Raw genomic sequence first — 18728 nt, 5'->3', positions numbered from 1 at the left:
CGAGGTTCTGGAAATCGGTGTGATCGGGCCTCGGGAAGATGTCCGGTCCCCTGGCTCGGCGACCAGGACGGAGCTCGGGTGCCGGTCGGGAGGTGTGGCGTGGCTCCGCGAGCTGGAAGCGGCCGGACCCGGGTAAACGTGCGGCCGGCTTGGCATGGTGGTCGACGACCGGCCCGAGAGCGTGCCGGGCCGGCCTTGGCACCCCGGTTCGGCGGCAACTCGCCCGCAGACAGCGTCGTCGAGGTTCAGAGGCGTTCGCGGACCTTCAGAGTGGCGGCGCGTGGGTGTGGTGGCCACAGGCGGCGGCGGGACGGGCGGCGGGGCGGGGCCGGGATGCGGGGCAGGCGGACGGTGAAGGTGGCGCCGCGGCCCGGGTGGCCCTCGGCGGTGATGGTGCCGCCGTGGCCGGTCACCACCTCCTTGAGCAGGGCCAGGCCGAGACCGAAACGGCGGTCGCCGGCGGCCGGGCCGCGGTGGAAACGGTCGAACAGCCGGTCGGCGTCGGCCGGGTCGAATCCGTCGCCGGTGTCGGCCACCACCACCTCGGCGGTGTCGCGGACCGCCTTCACGGTCACCGTGATCTCGCCTCCGGCCGGGGTGTGGGTCAGGGCGTTGGCGAGGAGTTCGGCGATGACCCGGTGCAGGGCGGAGCGGATCCCGGCGACCGGCAGCGCAGCGCCCGGGGTGGACAGGGTGACCGTCACCTGCCGTTCGGCGGCGCGGGCCGTCTCGGTGGCGGTGACGTCGGTGGCCAGGGCGGTCAGGTCGACCGGTTCGCGGGCCGGGCCGTCGTCGGGGGCGGCGGCCAGGCGTGCGGACAGCAGGAGTTCGTCGACGATCTCGCCGAGGCGGCGGGTGGTGCCGACCAGGCGTTCCAGGTCGCGGCGTTCGGCGGGGGCGCTGTGTGAGCGGCGGGCGATCATCTGGGCGCGGGTGTGCACCTGGGCGATCGGGGTGCGCAGCTCGTGGCTGGCGTCGGCGACGAACCGGCGCTGCCGGGCCAGGGCCTCGGCGAGCGGGGCGACCGACCGGTGCCCGACGATCCAGCCGGTGACCGACGCGGCCAGCAGGCCGAACGCGGCGGCCAGGGTGAACGCCCACAGCAGGTGCCGGCGGTCGGCGATCTGGTAGCGGGCGTCGAACACCACCTGCACGGCGCCGGTCGCCGTGGCCTGGGTGCGCACGTGCAGGACGGTGCCGGGCACGTCGACGGTGGTGATCTGGGTGGGGGCGCCGGCGGCGACGTGGTCGAGGGCGTCGCGTTGCGGGAAGCCGGGCGGCGGCGGCACCGGCCCGGCCCGGACGATGCCGTCGTCGAGGCGGATGATCCAGTTGCAGCCGACCGGGCCGGAGATGCTGCCGTATGTGGCGCCCCAGGCGAGTTCCCGCTGGATCTGCCGTTCCTGGCTGGTGACCAGGGTGGCGTAGGCGATGGCGCCGACCACGGTGAGCAGGGTCCCGACGGCGAGGCCGACGAACACCGCCATCCGCAGCCGGGCCCGCGCGACCATGGCCCGCTCGGAGGAGATCACAGCGCCCCCAGCCGGTAGCCGAGGCCGTGCACGGTGCGGACCACGTCGCGGCCGAGTTTGCGGCGCAGGTAGTAGACGTACGTGTCGACCAGCGACGCGGCGGCGGCCTCGTCGAAGACCCGGGTGCGCAGCTGGGCCCGGGAGTGGACCTGGTGCGGGCGGGCGGCGAGCACCCGCAGCAGCTCGAACTCCCGGGCGCTGAGCGCGACCCGGCCGCCGCCGGGCAGCACGACGTCGCGGACGGCCAGGTCGATCAGGCCCTGCCCGACGCGCAGCGCCCCGGCGGTGTCGGGGACGCGCCGGCACAGGGCGCGCAGCCGGGCGCTGAGCTCGTCGAGGTCGAACGGTTTGGCCAGGTAGTCGTCGGCGCCGGCGTCGAGCCCGGCGATCCGGTCGGCGACGGTGCCCAGGGCGGTGAGCATCAGGGCCCGGGCCGGGACGGCGCGGGCCCGGAGTCGGGCGAGCAGGTCGAGGCCGTCGAGGGCGGGCAGCAGACGGTCGATGACCATGACGTCGTAGGACCGGGTCAGCCCGAGGTGCAGGCCGCGCTGTCCGTCGGCGGCCCGGTCGACGGTGTAGCCCTCGTCGGTCAGGGTTTCGGTGAGCATCTCGGACAGTTCCGGATCATCCTCGACCAGCAAGAGCCGCATTCATCGATACTGGTCGATAAGGGGATCTTTGTACAGCCAAAGGTTGCTCATTCAACAAAAACACCCTATCCGACAAGTACGGGTTCGGCGACGGGCGCGGGCCGGCGGCGTTCGATCCAGCTCAGCAGGGGTGTGGTCATGATCGTGGTGACCAGGGCGACCAGGACCAGGACGGTGAACAGTGACGGGTTGACGATCCCGGCTTCCAGGCCGACGTTCAGGGCGATCAGCTGCATGAGGCCGCGGGCGTTCATCAGGGCCCCGACCCGCAGGGCGACTTCCTGGGGTTCGCCGCGTAGCCGGGCGGCGGCCCAGCAGGCGCCGAACTTCCCGGCGATGGCCAGGGTGACGCAGGCGAGGGCGAACAGCAGGACGGCCGGGTCGCCGAGCAGCGCGAATTCGGTGCGCAGGCCGGAGAAGGTGAAGAACAGCGGCAGGAACAGGGCGGACGCGACCGGGGTGAGGGTGTCGATGATCCGGTCGGCCGGTTCGCCGTGCGGCATGACCGCGCCGACGACGAACGCGCCGAACACAGCGTAGAGGCCGATCTCGTCGGTGTAGAAGGCGACCAGGAACAGCACGGCGACGGTGCCGATCATCCGGATCGGTTCGCCGAGGCCCAGGACGGTGCCCATCACGCGGCGGCCGAGGAACCAGGCGGCCAGGCCGAACAGGATCGCCCCGCCGGCGGTGACCACGGCCGGGCCGGCCTTGCCGGAGGCGACGGCGAGGACGACGGCGAGCAGGATCCAGGCGACCATGTCGTCGATGGCGCCGCTGGCCAGGGCGAGGGAGCCGTGCCGGGTGCCGGCGTGGCCGCGTTCGGTGATGATCCGGGCGAGCATCGGGAACGCGGTGATGGCCAGGGCGACCCCGACGAACGCGGCGGACACGCCGAGCGACACCCCGGCGGGGCGGATGTCGACGGTGTTGCCGGCGACCAGCACCAGCAGGACGCCGAGGATGAGGGGGACGGTGACGCCGGCGAGGGAGACGGCGCCGGCGGTGCCGGCCATCCGGGTGGGGCGGTGGCCGGTGAACGCGTAGGAGACGGCGCCGGCGGTGCCGGCCATCCGGGTGGGGCGGTGGCCGGTGAACGCGTACCCGGCCTGGAACATGAACAGCACCAGGCCGACCTGCCCGACGACGTAGAGGATCGGGTAGAGGGCGGGCGGGAACAGGGCGGCCTGCACGCCGGGCAGCAGCAGGCCGAGAAGGGACGGTCCGAGCAGGACCCCGGCGAGCATCTCGGAGACCACCGGGGGCTGGCCGGCCTTGCCGAGCAGCCACGAGACGAGTTTGCAGAAGACCAGGATGACCGCGACCGCGATGAAGAATCGCGGTGCCAGCTCGGTGGGGGTCACTGCCGTACCTCCTCGAAGTAGGTGGTGCACAGGCGTTGCCGGCGGGCGTCGGCGACCATCCAGGTGCCGAGGGCGAGCTGTTGCAGGGACCGGCCGGCGTCGGCCCACCGGTCCCGTAGCCGCATCAGCGCCAGCCGTACGCGGCCCGGGCCGCCCACGCCGGCGGGGGTCAGGTAGGCGGGGCCGCGGCTGGGCAGCGACCGGGTGTGCGCGGCCGACGAGGCGACGGTGTAGCGGCGCAGGATCTCCCGGGTGGCGGCGCGCAGCATGACGGGGGCGACGCCGCGGGCCGGGCAGGCCCGGTTCGCGGTCACGCCGTACGGGATGAAGTGGGCGTCCTTGCGTTTGATCGTCAGCCACCGGTCGGGGTCGAAGGTGTCGTCGGCGGCGGGGCCGGTGCGCTGGAAGGCCAGGTAGTTGAACAGCAGCACGGATCCGGCGGGCAGCGTCGTGTCGTCGTCGACCTTGATGGGGGCGGAGGTGATGCGGTGGGCGATGCCGAACAGCGGGTGTATGCGCAGGGTTTCGTCGATGAGCCGGTCGAGGGCGGCGTCGTCGTCGACCTGAACGGTGCGGCCGGCGGCGCAGAGCAGGATGTGCGTCATGGCTTCGGACATCTGCACGACGGCGGTGTTGAAGAACGCCCCCTGCAGGTACCAGGCGGTTTCTTCGGTGGTGAAAGGGCTGGGCAGTGTGACGGGGCAGGTGCCGGCGTCGAGGCGGCCGATGAGATAACGGGTGAGGCGGTCACGGCGGTCCATGTGCCGCAGCCCGGTGCCTTTCAAAGCGGTGACGACGTCGTCGGCGTTGGCGACGATCAGATCCCGTACGTCAGGCGGGCATTTTTCTTGAAAGACAACCTCGTAGTAGACGTCGGCCCAGATCGGCATCATCAGATCCCGCAGTCGCACGCTCAGCCGCCGGTCCGGCAGCCCGTCCAGAAAACGGCGGGTGGCGGCGGTGGCGAGGTCGTCGCTGCGCTGCTGGGGAAGGGCGAGGACCTGCCGGGTGGTGCGGGCGACCGTTGTGTACCGCTCCCCCGGTTCGAGGTGTTCCTGGTGCATCTGCGGGCCGGGGGCGAGCCAGTACCAGAACAGGTCGGACAGTCCGGCGCCGCGGCTGCGCCCGTCGGCGGCCGGGTCGGCGTAGACGCGGGCGAAGTGTTCGGCGCCGACGAGCGGTCCGGGCACCGGGATCCCTTCGGTCCCGTTGACCCGCGTGAAGATCCACTGGCGGAGGCGGATCACGGCGGGCGGCAGCCACCGCGGCACCGTCCACGCCACCACGACCAGCACAATCACGGCGACGGCGGTCATGCGATCAGGTCCGGGCTGAGGTCGGCCGGTCGCTGCGCTCCGGCCAGGGCGAGGCTGTGGTCCAGCTGGGCGCGGAGGGTTTCGAGTTTTTCCTGTACGCCGTGGGCGCCGCCCCCGGCGAGACCCCAGATGACCGGGCGTCCGACCGCAACGGCTTTCGCGCCGAGGGCGAGCGCGACGAGGATGTCGGTGCCGGTGCGGATCCCGCCGTCGATGAGCACCGGGATCCGCCCGCCGGCGGCGGCGAGGACGGCGGGCAGGGCGTCGAGGGTGGCGATCGCACCGTCGAGTTGCCGGCCGCCGTGGTTGGAGACGATCACCGCGTCGGCGCCGTGCTCGACGGCGAGCAGCGCGTCGGCGGGGTGCAGGATGCCTTTGAGGACGACCGGCAGGCCGGTGCCGGCGCGCAGCCGGTCGAGGTGTGCCCAGCTGAGTGTGTCGTCCATCGTGATGTCCCGGACCACACCGGTGTCGTCGCGCATGTTCTCGCAGGCCAGCCCGGGCGGCAGGTCGGTGAACCCGGTGCGCAGGTCGCGGCGCCCGTGGCTGAACACGGGTGAGTCGACGGTGACGACGAGCGCTTTGACCCCGGCCTTGGTGACCCGTTCGAGGAGGGCGTCCTGGAAGGTGAGGTCGGGTTGCGGGTAGAGCTGGAACCACAGGGTGGCGCCGGTGGCGGCGATCTGCTCGATCGGCCGGGTCGCGGCCATGCTGACGATCATCGCGGTGCCGGCGGCGGCCGCCGCGGTGGCGGTGGCGACCTCCCCGTCCGGGTGGGCGAGTGAATGGAACGCGGTCGGGGCGATCAGCACCGGCATCGACAGGTCGGTGCCGAGCAGGGTGGTCCGCAGGTCGCGCGGCCCGGTGCCGCGCAGCACCCGCGGGATGATCCGGCGGCGGGCCCAGGCGTCCTCGTTGGCGCGCAGGGTGCGTTCCTCCCCGGCGCCACCGGCGAAGAAGTCCCGGTGGACCGGGTCGAGGCCGGTCATAGGTGGCGGGCGAGGAAGGCGGTCAGCGGCGCGACGTGGACGTCGGGCCGGTCCCACCGGTTCTCCAGGTTCTCGGCGAGGTGGTGCGTGCCGGCCAGCTGCCCGCCGGCGTAGGCGCGGACGACGGGGTGCAGGTAGGCGGCGTCGTGGGCCTGTCCGGGGGTGTCCTGGGCGATGCGGCTGACGGTGATGTCGAACGGGTCGACCTGGTCGTGGTCGGGCCCGTATTCGAGGGTGACGACGAGGCCGTCGGGGTGGTTGTCGTGGAACAGGGCGACGGGCATTTCTTCGAGGTAGCGGCCGTCGGGCAGGACGATGTCGGCGAGGAACCCGAACTGCTGCCACAGCGCGGAGGACCGGTTGACGCGTTCGATGACGGCGGCGGTGATCGCTGCGGCGGTGGGGTCGACCTGGCGGGCCGGCCACTCCTGCTTGAGGACCTTGTGCAGTGCCCGGACCGCGTACCGGAAGCCGTGGATGAAACCGCTGGTGGATTTCTTGAAATCCCGCTGCTGGGTGATGGTGCCGGCGAAATACAGGCCGGGAATGTTGACCGATTCCCAGGCGGCGGTCTGCGCCGGGAACCGGTCGTTGATGGCCAGTTCCGGCCGGCAGGTTTCGTCGAAGACCGACGCGTCGAACGCGAATCCGGTGCAGGCGAGGACCCGGTCGTAGCGCAACTGTTTGGTGACCTCGTTCGCGCGGGAGAACGCGAACGTGACGACCAGTTCGTCGCCGTCCTTCGCGATGCCGCGCACGGTGCCGTCGAGGACGGCGTTGGCGGATTTCAGCTGGTAGGTGTCGAGGAAGTTGTTGTTGACCGCCCGCAGGTGCCCGACGAAATGGGTGCGCCAGGCGAGCCGCACCGAGCTGGGCCCGGCGACGTGGATCAGGGTGGTGGTCTCGATGAGCGCGTCGGCGGTCTCGAACGCCGAGTTGCCCTTGCCGAGGATCAGAACCCGCTGGTCTTCGTAGCCGGCCGGGTCGGTCGGCATCGTGTCGTAGCGTTCGGCGAGCTCGATGCCGGGAATGTCGGGGATGTTCATCCGGGACACACCGGTAGCCATGATCACCCGTCGGGCGTGATGCTCTTCGCCGCCGGCCACCACGACGAACACGCCGTCGCGGCGGAAAACCCGCGTGACCCGCGCGTTGTACCGGATCTTCACGCCGGTCTTGGCGGCGAAGTCGGCCAGGTAGCGGACCATGACGTCGGCGTCCGGGAAATACCGGCCGGTGTAGCTGGTGAACAACAGGTCCTCGCTCGACAGCAGCGAATTCCAGTCCAGGCGCAGGTTCAGCTCCGGGTCGCTGGTCCCGGTGTGCGGCTTGTTGATGGAGATCAGTTGCCGGTGCCGCGGGAATGTGCGGAAGAACGCCCCGGGCACGTCGGCCGCTTCGAGGATGAGGTAGTCGCTGTCGCCGTCGGCTTCCAGCAGCGCGCCGAGCTGCAAGCCGGCCGGCCCGGCCCCGATGATCAGGTAATCGAGCGTCACGGTCGTTGACGGTAGGAACCGGAAATCAGAGAAATATCAGTACCGGTCGCAGCAGATCGCCGCGGCGGTGCGCACGTCCTGCTCCAGGGGCCGGTCCGGGTCGACCGGCGCGATCTGCTCGAGATCGGCGAGCAGCGCGCTCGTCCCGCCGGCGGTGGGGCGGCGGGCACCGACGTGCACGGCCTGCCGCAACCCGAGCGCGAGGGATCCGCAGAGCAGCCGCAGCAGTGCGGTCTGGTCGAGGGCGCGCAGGGCGGCCTGGGTGCCGAACGGGACGACGTCCTGGTTGTGCAGGTTGGTCGGCAGGCTCTGCATCCCGGCCGGCATCGCGTCGCGGCGGATCTCGGCGATCAGCGCGGTGGAGGCGAGCTGGACGCCTTGCAGGCCGTGCTGCCGGCCGGGCCCGGCGGCGAGCATCGGCGGGAGGCCGCCGTTGCGGTTCGGGTCGACGAGCAGGTCGAGTTGCCGTTCGGCGAGGTTGCCGATCTGCGCCTCGACGCCGGTGAGCAGGTCGGCGGCGAACGCGGCGGGCTGGCCGAAGAAGTTCCCGCCGTGCACGACGGTGTCGTCGCCGGGGAAGAACAGCGGGTTGTCGCTGACCCCGGCGAGGTCGGCGTCGACGACCCCGTCGATGTAGCGCAGGGCGTCCTCGGCCGCGCCGAGCAGTTGCGGGGAGCAGCGGATGCTGTACGGCTCTTGTAGCGGCCTTTTTGTAGTGGGCGTGCAGCCGGTGAGGGTGGCGCGCATCCCGTCGGCGACGGTGACCGCGCCGGGGTGCGCGTAGCGGCGGATCAGCCGGTCGTCGAGGAACTGCGGGTCGCAGCCGAGCAGGTCGGCGAGCAGGCAGGTCAGGTCCTGCATGGCCCGGTGCGCGGCCCTGGTCCGGGTCACGGCCAGGCTCAGCGCCGCGGTGGTCAGCGAGGTGCCGTTGACCAGGGCGAGCGCGTCACGGCCGTCGAGCGGCAGTTTCGTCAGGCCGGCCTGGTCCAGGGCTTGCGCTGCGGGCATCCGCACGCCGTCGACGTTTGCATATCCGTGCCCGCGCAAAGCCTGCGCGGCCGCGCCCAGCGGGATGAGGTCGCCGCTGGCGCCGACCGACCCGTAGCGGGGCACGGCCGGGGCGAACGTGGTGCCGAGCATCGCGATCAGCGCGTCCACCACGTGCGGGGACACCCCCGACGCGCCCTGAGCCAGGGACCGGGCCCGGACGAGCAGGGTGGCGCGGACCAGCGCCGGGTCAAGGTCGGGGCCCTGCCCGGCGCCGAGATGCGCGAGGGTGTTGTCGGCCTGATCCCGCAGATCGGCCCGGCCCGCATACCCGACGAGGGCGCCGAAGCCGGTGGTGCTGCCGTAGACGGCCCGGTCGTCGCCGAGCACCTTGGTCAGGAAATCCCGGCCCTGCGCCAGGATTTCCCGCCGGTCGGGGCCGAGGGTGACGGTGATCGGGTGGCGGGCGGCGGTCAGGTCGGCCGGGTGCAGCGCGGCGGCGAGGTCCATGCCGGCGGACGGTAGGGACGGAATCTCAGAACCCTCTGAAATCGCCTGCGTACGTTCCGGGCATGACGCACGACTACCTGATCATCGGGGCTGGTCCGGCCGGGTTGCAGCTGGCGTCCCTGCTGGAGCGCGACGGCCACGACTATCTGGTCCTCGAAGCCGGGCCGGCGGCCGGAACGTTCTTCCGCACGTATCCGCGGCACCGGCAGCTCATCTCGATCAACAAGGTGTGGACCGGGTCGGCCGATCCGGAGTTCAACCTGCGCTCGGACTGGAATTCGCTGCTGCTCGACGACCCGGCGCTGCTGTTCAAGCACTACAGCGACCGCTATTTCCCGTCCGCCGACGACCTGGTCCGCTACCTGGGTGACGTCGCGGCCGGCCTGGCGGTCCGCTACGACGCGCGGGTGACGCGGGTCGTCAAGGACGACGACGAGTTCGTGGTCACCGCGGGTGATTCCTATCGGGCCAAACGGGTGATCATGGCGACCGGGGTGTCCCGCATGCACATCCCCGACATTCCCGGCATCGACCTGGTGGAACGCTACGACACGGTCAGCGTCGACCCGGCCGGCTTCGTCAACCAGCGGGTCCTGATCATCGGCAAGGGCAACTCCGGGTTCGAGACCGCCGACGCCCTCGTCGAGACCGCCGCGGTCGTGCACGTGGCCGGCCCGCACTCGATCAAACTGGCCTGGCAGACCCACTACGTCGGGCATCTGCGCGCGGTCAACAACAACTTCCTCGACACCTACCAGCTGAAATCCCAGAACGCCGTCCTCGACGGCACCGTCGAGAACATCACCCGCCGCGACGGCGGCGGCTTCCAGATTTCCTTCCGGTACGCGCGGACCGTGGAGAAAACCAGACTGCTCAAGTACGACCGGATCATCGCGTGCACCGGTTTCGCGTTCGACGCCTCGGTGTTCGACGCCTCGTGCCGCCCGGAACTGGCGATCAACGACCGGTTCCCGGCGCAGACCCCCGCGTACGAGTCGGTGAACGTGCCCGGCCTGTACTTCGCCGGCACCGTCACCCAGCAGCGCGACTTCAAGAAGTCGACGAACGGGTTCATCCACGGCTTCCGCTACGGCACCCGGGCGCTGCACCGCATCCTCAACGCCCGCCACCACGACCGGCCGTGGCCGTCCACCGCGCTGGAACCGACGCCGGAGGCGATCACCGACGCGGTGATCGCCCGCATCAACCGCACGTCCGGCCTGTGGCAGCAGTTCGCGGTGATGGCCGACGTGATCCTGCCCGACGGCCGCTACCTCGAAGAAGTCCCGGTGGCGCTGTTCCACCAGGAGTACGGCGACGGTTTCGTGGTGACCCTCGAATACGGCCCGGACCACGACCAGGTAGACCCGTTCGACATCACCGTCCCCCGGGTGGCCGAGAACGACGCGGACGCCGCCGCCGACGCGTCCTACCTGCACCCGGTGGTCCGCGCCTACGCCGCCGGAAAGCTGGTCGGCACCCACCACATGGCGGAGAACCTGGAGAACGAGTGGAACCTGCCACCCGTGCACCAGCAGCCCCTCGCCGCTTTCCTCAAGACCGTCCTCTGACATGTGGCCCCAGGCCGTTCTTGACCTTCTGGAGAAGGCCGGCGACCGGACCGTGTTCGAGCACGGCGACCGGCACGTGTCGGGGACGCAGATGTCGTCGCTGATCCGCCGGGTCGCGGCCGGCCTGCGCCGCCTGGGGGTCCGGCCCGGGGATGGCCTGGTGCCGGTGCTCGGCGTCGACCCGGAGGCGTTCGCCGCGGTGATCGCCTCCTTCGCGGTCGGTGCCCGGGTGGTGGCCTGCCGCCCCGACCAGGTCCCGGACGTGCTGGCGTCGACCGACGCGTCCCTCCTCGACCCCGACCGGCTCGCCGGGCTGCTGGACTTCCCCGACGACGGTGTGCCGCTGCACGCGTCCGGCCGGCCGGCCGGCCCCGCCCGGGTGATCTACACCAGCGGCAGCACCGGCGACCCGAAGGGCTGCGTCCAGACGTACGCGGCGATGTCCGCCGCCTGGGCCGCCCACCCCGACCGGTGGCCACCCGCGATCCGCACACTGGCCGCCGGCCTCGGCCGGTACCTGGTGTTCGGGTCGCTGACCAGCCAGGTGATGCTCGAGTACGGAATCCTGTCGCTGGCCGCCGGCGGAACCCTGGTGTCCGCCCTCCCGCCCGGTTACCCGGCGGCGATCACCCGGCACCGGGCCACCGCCGGCGTGATCACCGTCGGCCGCCTGCACCAGCTCGTGCACGACCAGCAGCAGAACCCGGCCGACCTCGGTTCGCTGCGAGCCCTGATGGTGTCCGGCTCACCGCTGGACCCGGGCCGGCTGCGGACCGCCCTGGACGTGCTCGGCCCGGTGATCTTCCACGGCTACGGCCAGACCGAAACCGGCATGATCGCCATGCTGACCCCCGCCGAGATGCTGGCCGACCCGGCCGCCCTGACCACCGTGGGCCGACCGCCGCCCGCGGTGCAGCTGTCCCTGCGCGAGGGCGAGCTCTACGTCCGCACCCCCGCCCAGGCGAGCGCCTACTGGAACGACCCGGCCGAGAGCGCCGGCGTGTTCACCGGCGGCTGGGTGCGCACCCGCGACCTGGCCGAGTTCGACGGCGAGGGCCGGCTGCGGCTGGTGGGCCGGGCCCGGGACGTCATCATCGTGCACGCCGAACTGGTCTACGCCGGCCCGGTGGAACGCGCCCTGGCCGCCCACCCCGACGTGGCCGAGGCCTACGTCGTCGGTGCTCCCGACGACGAGACCGGCGAGGCCGTCCACGCTTTCGTCGTCGCTGCCCCGGGCACCACCCCGGACCCGGACGCGCTGCGCGCCCTGGTCTCCGGTTCCGGGCGGCCCAGGACGGTCACCGTGATCGGCCGGGTCCCGCTGACGCCGGCCGGGAAACCGGACAAGGCCGCCCTACTGACGAATCCGGCCCCGACGGTGGACGTCGGGGCCGGGCTCGGACCGGGCTGAGCTGGGCGGTCAGCGCGCGGGGGGCGGCGGGCGGTTGCCGTTGCGGGAGCGCGGGCCCGGGAACTGCAGGGTGACCTCTTCGACGGTCATCGGTTCCCCGTGCCGCGGGGTTCCACCGTGACTCGGCTGCCGGCCGGACACGACCGGCACGACCGGTGCCCCGCCGAGGCGGCCCTCGCCGAGCGGCCGCACGTGGGCACTGCCGGGCGGGTAGGCCCCGCCGCCGCGGTTGACCGGGTAGACCGCCCCGGCCGGCCGCACGACGGCGTGTCCACGGTTCGGCTGGTAGGCATTGCCGGCCGGGTAGGGCCGAGCCGCGCCGACGCCCACGAGCACCTCGGTGTCGACCAGCGACATGCCGGCCGGGGCGGGTGAGACGGGGGCGGCCGGCGGGGTCTCGGGGCGGCTGCTGCCGGCCGAGGTGGGCCAGGGCAGGAAGCGGGGCTTGCGCTTGGCGGCGAGGTCCTCGACCCAGCCGAAGATCAGCACCGCGTTGCACAGCAGCCCCAGCGCGATCGCCACGTACCCGATCTCGAAGTACTTGCCGAGCCGCCACACCTCCAGGGCGTCCCCGACCGGATAGCACAGGGCGATCGCGACGTTGTTCCACAGGTAGATCGTCACCGCCCGCGAGTTGATCAGCGACACCCACTTGGTGAGCCCCTGACGCCGGCCCAGCCACTCCATGCTCGGGCTCCACCGCAGCAGCGCCAGGACGAACCCGACGTTGTAGATGGCGTAGGCGACCGGGATGTACTTGAGCCCACCGGCGTCCGGGTGGGTGTGCGACCAGTAGAGCCCACCACCGACGCAGGCGGCCGCGATCGGGATGACCACCATCGCCGGGATGCGGCGCAGGGTGCCGTCGCGGTGCGCGAACCCGATGATCCAGCAGGCGGCGAAGACGAGAACGTCGGTGACGACCTCCTCGATCGCGTCGGCCGGCCAGATCGGCCACACGGTCAGCGCCGCCATCGCGGCGATCGGCAGCAGGATGGTGACGAGCCGGGCCCGCCGGTACATCCACAGCATGATCGGCGACAGCAGGACCAGCCACAGGTAGGTGACCAGATACCAGAGCACCTCGGCGGCCTGCATGCCGAACGTGCTCGACGGCGGGTCGGCGAACGGCACCAGCCAGGTGACCAGATGCCACAGCGCCGGCTTCTGCTCCCAGCCGACCAGGAACATCGCCGGCACGATCACCGCGGCCAGCACCCACAGCGCGGGCAACAGCCGTCGCACCCGCCCCCGGATCACCTTCAGCGGGTGGGGTTGCTTCATCAGGGAGTTGGCCATCAGTGACCCGGCGAGCGCGAACATGACGCCCATCGACGGGAACGCCAGCTCGAGAACGACGAACGGGAACATGTGGAACACCGACACGCGCACGATCGCCAGAACTCTGAGCAGATCGAAGTAGCGGTCACGGGTGGGTTGAGCCACGACGCCCTCCCGGGCACGAGCAGGAGTCGGGGCGTCGACCAGCACGGCCCCCGGCGGCCGGGAAGAGCCGCGGCGTCACGCTATGACCGCGTTTTTGGCATTCGCTGTGCCGTACCTGTCAGGAGCCACAGCAGTTAATCTTGCGGGCATGCCCGCCTCCCCTTACGTGACGGCCATGCGCGAGCACGTCGGCCACGATCTGCTCCTGCTGCCCGGTGCCGGCGCCGTGGTCCGCGACGACGAGGGCCGCATCCTGCTGATGCGCCGCGGCGACGACGGCCGCTGGGGTCTGCCGGCCGGCATGATCGAACCCGGTGAGCAACCCGCCGACGCCGCGCTGCGCGAGGTGTTCGAGGAGACCGGGATCGTCGCCGAGATCGAACGCCTCGGCGGGGTCGGCACCCACGAGACGGTCTACCCGAACGGCGACCACTGTTCGTACCTGACGGTGTGGTTCCGCTGCCGGGCAGTCGGCGGCGAGGCCCGACCGGACGGCGACGAGTCCCTGGAGGTGGGCTGGTTCTTCCCGGACGCCCTGCCGCCGCTGGGCGAACGCACCCTGCTGCGGATCGCGACGACCGAGGACGCGATCGCCCCCGCCTGGTTCCCGCCGCCGGCCGCCTAGAGGGAATCGGGCCTGGTCAGGGCCGGATGCACAGCACCACCGGCCGGCTGGAACCAGACCTGCCCGGACACGGCCGTGGAAAGCCGCAATTGACCCCACTCGTCGAGCGGCGGCAACGCATCCAGCGCGAACCACCCCACGTCGAGGGATTCGTCCCCGTCGGCGGCGAGCACCCCACCGACGGCCCGGCACCGGAACCATATGTTCAGGTACTCGCAGCGGTCCCCGTTCGGATACACCACCGGGTGGGTGGCCACCCCCGCCACCGCGAGAATCTCGGCCACGATCCCGGTCTCTTCGAGGACCTCCCGCAGCGCCGCATCCGACGGCTGCTCCCCCGGATCGACCATCCCGGCCGGCAACGACCACTGCCCGTTGTCCCCGCGCCGCAGCAACAGCACCCGCCCGCCGCCGTCGAAAACCACCGCGGTGGCCCCGGGCAGCAGAATCAGCTCCTGCCCGACGGAGGAACGCAACCTGTTGACGTACGCCGGAACAGCCACCCCGTCAGGGTAGGGCCCACACCCAGTCGGGCCCGTCCTCACCGGCGACGTCCAGATCCACGGCCCGCAGCAGCCCCGCCCGCGCCGCCACCCGGGCGGACGCGACGTTACCCGGCCGCACCCGCGCGATCAGCGGATACGGCAACCCCCGGGCCGCCCCGACCACCGCCGCGACCGCCTCACCGGCCAGCCCGGCGCCCCAGGCGGCCGGCTCGAGCCGGTAGAACAGGTTCAGCATCGTCGTGTCGTGCAGCCGCACCAGCTTCACCCCGCAGAACCCGATCACATGCTCCGATTCGCGGCGCCGCAGCACGTGATACCCGAACCCGTGCCGCTCCCAATGCCCGATCCACGCATTGCACCGGGCGACCGCCTCCGCCCGCCCGCCGATCATGTCCCCCGGGTTGTGCTCACAGGCGAGCGGATCCCGGTGAATACGCAGAATGGCGTCCGCATCCGACGGAACCGGCCGGCGCAGCCACAGCCTGGCGGTCAACACCGGGAGGTCATTTCGCCGAGATCGTGCCCGTGGCCAGCAGCACGATCAGCAGCGACCCCAGCACCACCCGGTAGAAGATGAAAATGCTGTAGGAATGCTTCGAGATGAACTTGAGCAGCCACGACACCGCCAGATAACCCACCACGAACGACACGATCGTCGCGGTGATCGTGTTGACCCAGCCCACCCCCGCCGAAATGTTCCCGGCCTCGTCGTGAACCTGCAGGATCGTCGCCCCGAACAGCGCCGGCACCGACAGGAAGAACGACAACTTCGTCACCGTCACCCGATCGAAGTCGCGCAACAGACCCGCCGACATCGTCGCCCCCGACCGCGACACCCCCGGAATCAGCGCCAGACACTGCGCCGTACCGATGATCAGGGTGTCCTTCCAGGTGATGTCACCCTCGTGCCGCACCTGCGTCGCCGCATGATCGGCGAACGCCATCGCCCCCGACCACAGGATCAGCGCCCCCGCCACGAACCACAGACTCCGCAGCGTCGTCTCGATCGTGTCCTGGAACGTCAGCCCGACGATCCCGACCGGGATCGTCCCGACGATCACCGCCCAGCCGAACCGCCAGTCCGGGTTCTCCCGCGCCTCCTTACTGAACAGCCCCCTGATCCAGGCCGGCACGATCCGCGCGATGTCCTTCCACAGGAAGATCAGCGTCGCGAACACCGCACCCGACTGGATGATCGCCGTGAACGCCGTGATATCCGGATCATCGATCGTGTAGCCGAGCAGCTTCTCCACGATGGTCAGGTGACCGGTGCTGGAGATCGGGAGGAACTCGGTGAACCCCTCCACCGCACCCAGCAGCACCGCCTCGACAATGTTCACACCCGACCGCCTTTGTCCCGAACCCCTGACCGCGGATGAGCATAGGGGGACCCGTCATCCCCCAGCGCGGCGGGCGCGCGCCGCGGCCAGGGTGTACGCCGGATCACGATCAAGGTTGTGCCGGTCCCGGTCATAACGGCGCGTCGTCCGCGGGTCCGCGTGCCCCATCGCATCCTGCACATCCTCCAGGGGTACGCCCTCCGAGCGGGCCGCCGTCGCGAACGCGTGCCGCAACGAGTGCGGCGACAACCGGTCCGCCGCCGGAATACCCGCCTCCCGCGCCAGCCGCCGCACCAGCCGGAACACCGCATGCCGGTCGATCCGCCCACCCGTCGACGTCAGGAACAACGGACCGTCGTCCGCACCGCGCAACCCCAGGTAATCATCGAGGGCCGCCGCCGCATCCTCGGTCAGCACCCGCCGCCGCGGCCGGCCGCCCTTCCCGATGAACCGCACCGTCCGATGCCCGCGTTCCCTCCCCACATCGGCCAGGTCCAGCCCGACCAGCTCCCCCACCCGCAGTCCGAGATCGGCGAGCAACGTCACCACCGCCCGGTGCCGCGGCCCGGCTGCCCGGGCAGCCGCCAGCAGCGCATCAACTTCTTCCGGCGCGAGACCCACGGTCGCCGAATGATCCCGCGACACATACGGCCGATCCGCGCCACCGACCGGATTCGCGTCCACCGCCCGCAACTTGACCAGGAAGTCATACCAACTCGACAACCCCGACAACTTCCGGGCCACCGTCGCCGCCGCCAGCTTCCGCGCCTCCAGACCCCGCGCATAACCGTTCACATCCAGGAACGACGCCCGCAACGGCTCCACCCCGCGCTCGGCACACCACGCCAGCCACCCGGCCACATCCCGCCGGTACGCCGCCCGGGTGTGCTCCGACAACCGCCGGTTCGCCAGCCACGCCTCGGTGACCTGCTCCGCCGCACCCAACTCGGCGACCGCGCCGCCACCCTGCCTCGGCACCACCTGCATGCCGCCCATCGTCTCAGCTCTCGGTCACCCGACCGACCGCGACATGCCAGCGCCGCCCATACCCGACCGCCTCCGCGAAATACCGGTCGTGCGTCACCGTCAGCACCGTCCCCCGGAACCGCCGCAACGCCTCCTCCACCACATCCAGAGCATCGAAGTCGAGGAAGTTCGTCGGCTCGTCCAGCACCAGCACCCGAGCCGGCCCGTTCACCAGCACCGCGAGAACCAGCCGCCGCAACTCCCCGGCCGACAGGCTCCGCGTCCGCGCATCCCACTGATCCGGCCCGAACTGATGCCCCAGCAGAAGTCGTTCGGCATCGTCCACGTACACCGGAACCCGCTGCCGGAAAAACTCCATCACCGTCGCATCCGACCGCAGCCCGTCCCCGGTCTGCGGCAACACCGCTACCTCACCGCCGCCGGCCTCGGCCAGCGCCCGCATCAGGGTGGTCTTACCGGCCCCGTTGCGCCCGGTCACCAGCACCCGGTCCCCGCGCCGCACATCCAGATCGACCCCGTCGAGAAGAACCCGCTCCCCGAACGCCACCCGCAGATCGCGCACCTTCACCACAACCTCACCGGCCTCGGCCACGTCGACCGGAAAGGCCAACGTCAGCGGCGGCCGCGTCGTCGGCCGGGCGATCCACCGCACCGACTCCATCTGCCGCCGCAACCGCCGCTCCCGAACCTTCGCCTTCCGCGCCACCAGCCGGGACACCCGCCGCAGATGCGGACCCGCCACCCCCAGCCCGGACGCCAACTCGACCCCGCGCGCCTGCTCCTTGGTCCGCTCGATGTCCGCCTCCCACCGCCGGCGGTCCTTCTCCTGCGCCTCGAAATCCAGCAGCAACCGCTCCCACCGCCGCTGCTTCTCCGCCCGGTACGCCGTATACCCGCCACCCGGATAGTCCTGCGGCTCGTCATGAATGCCGTCCAGCTCCACGATCCGCCCCACGGTCGCGTCCAGGAACGCCCGATCGTGACTGACCACCAGCACCCCACCCGGGAAACCACCGAGCCACTCCTGCAGCCAGGCCGCACCCTCGGCGTCGAGATGGTTGGTCGGCTCGTCCAGCAGCAACAGATCCGGCTCGTCCAGAAGCGCCCGGGCCAGCAACAACCGCGCCTGCTCCCCACCACTGACCGAGGACAGCGCCAGCTCGTCGGGAAGCTCCGCGATGTCGAGCCGCTGCCGGATCTCCAGCAGCCGCGACTCGGCGGTCCACCCCTCGAGCGCCGTCCAGCGTTCCTGCACCGCCCCGAACTCGGCGAGAACGTCCTCGCCGGCCGCCAGCCGCGCCTCCAGACCGCGCAGGGCCACGGTGACCTCGGCCAACTCGCCCAGCCCGCCGGTCAGGAACTCACCGACCGTGCCGTCGGCCTCCGGCATCTGCTGCGGCACGTATCCGGCCCGGGTGCCCGGCCCGTGGGTGACGCTGCCGCTCATCGGGGTGAGCTCCCCGGCGAGCAGCCGCAGCAGCGTGGTCTTGCCGGCGCCGTTGGGCCCGACCACCCCGATCCGGTCGCCGTCGCCGAGCACCAGGTCGAAACCCGAGAACAGCAGGTCACCGTCGTGGGCGAAGGAAAGAGAAACAGCTTTGAGCAAGAAGACCTCCAAGAGCAGACACCGACATGGGTACGCCGTGGCGAGTCGCTGTCACATGGAGATTGAACCTTTTTCAACGTGGCCAGGGCGGCAGCGCCTGGCGCCGGTCATCGAGCCGGAACCGCAGGCCCGTCGCCAGGTTGAAAAAGGTTCATTGCCGCTCCTCGGGTTCGACAGAAGGTCGGTGCCAACCCTGCCCACTCGCCGGGGCGGGCGCAACCGGTTTAGGTCACTCGACGGAATGACAGCCCGAAACGGCGCGGCCCAACCGTGCGGACCGGGCACCCGTCGACCGCCGTCGCTGACCCGACTCGTACGGCAAGGCCTCTGACCTGCCCGGGTGGATGTCGTTGATTCCTTTTTGTTCTTAAAGGGTGCGCCGGTGATCAGGT

16 protein-coding genes are annotated in these 18728 nt (G+C 71.2%); 3 read left to right on the top strand and 13 right to left on the bottom strand.

The annotated features are described in order from the left end of the window. Positions 1-245: 245 nt before the first annotated feature. The 7 genes from Adu01nite_RS06190 to Adu01nite_RS06160 form a co-directional block, all read right to left on the bottom strand. The gene (locus Adu01nite_RS06190; protein WP_239132169.1) at positions 246-1532 is read right to left on the bottom strand and encodes a sensor histidine kinase; all 1287 of its coding nucleotides are present in this window, start codon (positions 1530-1532) and stop codon (positions 246-248) included. After that, entirely contained in the window at positions 1529-2182 is a 654-nt protein-coding gene (locus tag Adu01nite_RS06185) for a response regulator transcription factor (RefSeq protein ID WP_203725547.1), read from the bottom strand. The genes Adu01nite_RS06190 and Adu01nite_RS06185 overlap by 4 nt, the downstream gene beginning before the upstream one ends. A 65-nt stretch (positions 2183-2247) precedes the next feature. Continuing rightward, positions 2248-3546, bottom strand: coding sequence for a cation:proton antiporter (locus Adu01nite_RS06180; protein ID WP_203725546.1), 1299 nt, complete (start codon positions 3544-3546; stop codon positions 2248-2250). Then, complete coding sequence (locus Adu01nite_RS06175; RefSeq protein WP_203725545.1) at positions 3543-4862, bottom strand: cytochrome P450; 1320 nt, start codon at positions 4860-4862, stop codon at positions 3543-3545. Before Adu01nite_RS06175 ends, Adu01nite_RS06180 begins: the two co-directional genes overlap by 4 nt. After that, positions 4859-5851, bottom strand: a complete 993-nt coding sequence (locus Adu01nite_RS06170) for an alpha-hydroxy acid oxidase (RefSeq protein ID WP_203725544.1) — start codon at positions 5849-5851, stop codon at positions 4859-4861. Before Adu01nite_RS06170 ends, Adu01nite_RS06175 begins: the two co-directional genes overlap by 4 nt. Continuing rightward, positions 5848-7347: an FAD-dependent oxidoreductase gene (locus Adu01nite_RS06165; RefSeq protein WP_203725543.1), complete on the bottom strand. Its 1500-nt coding sequence runs from the start codon at positions 7345-7347 to the stop codon at positions 5848-5850. The genes Adu01nite_RS06170 and Adu01nite_RS06165 overlap by 4 nt, the downstream gene beginning before the upstream one ends. 36 nt (positions 7348-7383) lie before the next feature. Continuing rightward, positions 7384-8844: an aromatic amino acid ammonia-lyase gene (locus Adu01nite_RS06160; protein WP_203725542.1), complete on the bottom strand. Its 1461-nt coding sequence runs from the start codon at positions 8842-8844 to the stop codon at positions 7384-7386. 62 nt (positions 8845-8906) lie between these two features. On the opposite strand from Adu01nite_RS06160, the gene Adu01nite_RS06155 reads away from it, so the two are divergent. Both Adu01nite_RS06155 and Adu01nite_RS06150 read left to right on the top strand, forming a co-directional pair. Next, the gene (locus Adu01nite_RS06155) at positions 8907-10415 is read left to right on the top strand and encodes an NAD(P)-binding domain-containing protein (RefSeq protein ID WP_203725541.1); all 1509 of its coding nucleotides are present in this window, start codon (positions 8907-8909) and stop codon (positions 10413-10415) included. Between the two features lies 1 nt (position 10416). Next, positions 10417-11826: a class I adenylate-forming enzyme family protein gene (locus Adu01nite_RS06150; RefSeq protein WP_203725540.1), complete on the top strand. Its 1410-nt coding sequence runs from the start codon at positions 10417-10419 to the stop codon at positions 11824-11826. Positions 11827-11835: 9 nt separating this feature from the next. On the opposite strand, the gene Adu01nite_RS06145 is transcribed toward Adu01nite_RS06150, so the two are convergent. Beyond that, positions 11836-13272, bottom strand: coding sequence for an acyltransferase family protein (locus tag Adu01nite_RS06145; RefSeq protein ID WP_203725539.1), 1437 nt, complete (start codon positions 13270-13272; stop codon positions 11836-11838). Positions 13273-13420: 148 nt separating this feature from the next. Here Adu01nite_RS06145 and Adu01nite_RS06140 point away from each other — a divergent pair, with 148 nt between their 5' ends. Continuing rightward, positions 13421-13897: an NUDIX hydrolase gene (locus Adu01nite_RS06140; protein ID WP_203725538.1), complete on the top strand. Its 477-nt coding sequence runs from the start codon at positions 13421-13423 to the stop codon at positions 13895-13897. Here Adu01nite_RS06140 and Adu01nite_RS06135 read toward each other — a convergent pair. From Adu01nite_RS06135 to Adu01nite_RS48385, 5 genes are read right to left on the bottom strand one after another with little or no spacing between them, the layout of a single operon-like run. Further along, a complete protein-coding gene (locus Adu01nite_RS06135) occupies positions 13894-14400 on the bottom strand; it encodes an NUDIX hydrolase (protein WP_203725537.1) in 507 nt (168 codons plus the stop codon). The two genes, Adu01nite_RS06140 and Adu01nite_RS06135, sit on opposite strands and share 4 nt — an antisense overlap. Before the next feature lie 4 nt (positions 14401-14404). Beyond that, positions 14405-14899 (bottom strand): GNAT family N-acetyltransferase, encoded by a 495-nt coding sequence (locus Adu01nite_RS06130; protein ID WP_203725536.1) that lies wholly within the window; start codon positions 14897-14899, stop codon positions 14405-14407. A 7-nt stretch (positions 14900-14906) separates the two neighbouring features. Next, complete coding sequence (locus Adu01nite_RS06125) at positions 14907-15743, bottom strand: undecaprenyl-diphosphate phosphatase (protein WP_203725535.1); 837 nt, start codon at positions 15741-15743, stop codon at positions 14907-14909. A gap of 54 nt (positions 15744-15797) precedes the next feature. Continuing rightward, complete coding sequence (locus Adu01nite_RS06120) at positions 15798-16739, bottom strand: tyrosine-type recombinase/integrase (RefSeq protein ID WP_203725534.1); 942 nt, start codon at positions 16737-16739, stop codon at positions 15798-15800. Positions 16740-16743: 4 nt separating this feature from the next. Continuing rightward, positions 16744-18336, bottom strand: coding sequence for an ABC-F family ATP-binding cassette domain-containing protein (locus tag Adu01nite_RS48385; protein ID WP_203725533.1), 1593 nt, complete (start codon positions 18334-18336; stop codon positions 16744-16746). Between the last annotated feature and the right edge of the window lie 392 nt (positions 18337-18728).

This window comes from Paractinoplanes durhamensis (assembly GCF_016862175.1).
Lineage (GTDB): Bacteria > Actinomycetota > Actinomycetes > Mycobacteriales > Micromonosporaceae > Actinoplanes > Actinoplanes durhamensis.
The sequence above is the reverse complement of the archived record's forward strand: the minus strand, read 5'-3'. Positions and strand labels throughout refer to the sequence as shown.

What these genes read in the sequence shown, in the direction of transcription:
- Adu01nite_RS06185 (WP_203725547.1), bottom strand. Translation starts at nt 2,182, where the DNA reads ATGCGGCTCTTGCTGGTCGAGGATGATCCGGAACTGTCCGAGATGCTC.
- Adu01nite_RS06175 (WP_203725545.1), bottom strand. Translation starts at nt 4,862, where the DNA reads ATGACCGCCGTCGCCGTGATTGTGCTGGTCGTGGTGGCGTGGACGGTG.
- Adu01nite_RS06170 (WP_203725544.1), bottom strand. Translation starts at nt 5,851, where the DNA reads ATGACCGGCCTCGACCCGGTCCACCGGGACTTCTTCGCCGGTGGCGCC.
- Adu01nite_RS06160 (WP_203725542.1), bottom strand. Translation starts at nt 8,844, where the DNA reads ATGGACCTCGCCGCCGCGCTGCACCCGGCCGACCTGACCGCCGCCCGC.
- Adu01nite_RS06155 (WP_203725541.1), top strand. Translation starts at nt 8,907, where the DNA reads ATGACGCACGACTACCTGATCATCGGGGCTGGTCCGGCCGGGTTGCAG.
- Adu01nite_RS06150 (WP_203725540.1), top strand. Translation starts at nt 10,417, where the DNA reads ATGTGGCCCCAGGCCGTTCTTGACCTTCTGGAGAAGGCCGGCGACCGG.
- Adu01nite_RS06140 (WP_203725538.1), top strand. Translation starts at nt 13,421, where the DNA reads ATGCCCGCCTCCCCTTACGTGACGGCCATGCGCGAGCACGTCGGCCAC.
- Adu01nite_RS06120 (WP_203725534.1), bottom strand. Translation starts at nt 16,739, where the DNA reads ATGGGCGGCATGCAGGTGGTGCCGAGGCAGGGTGGCGGCGCGGTCGCC.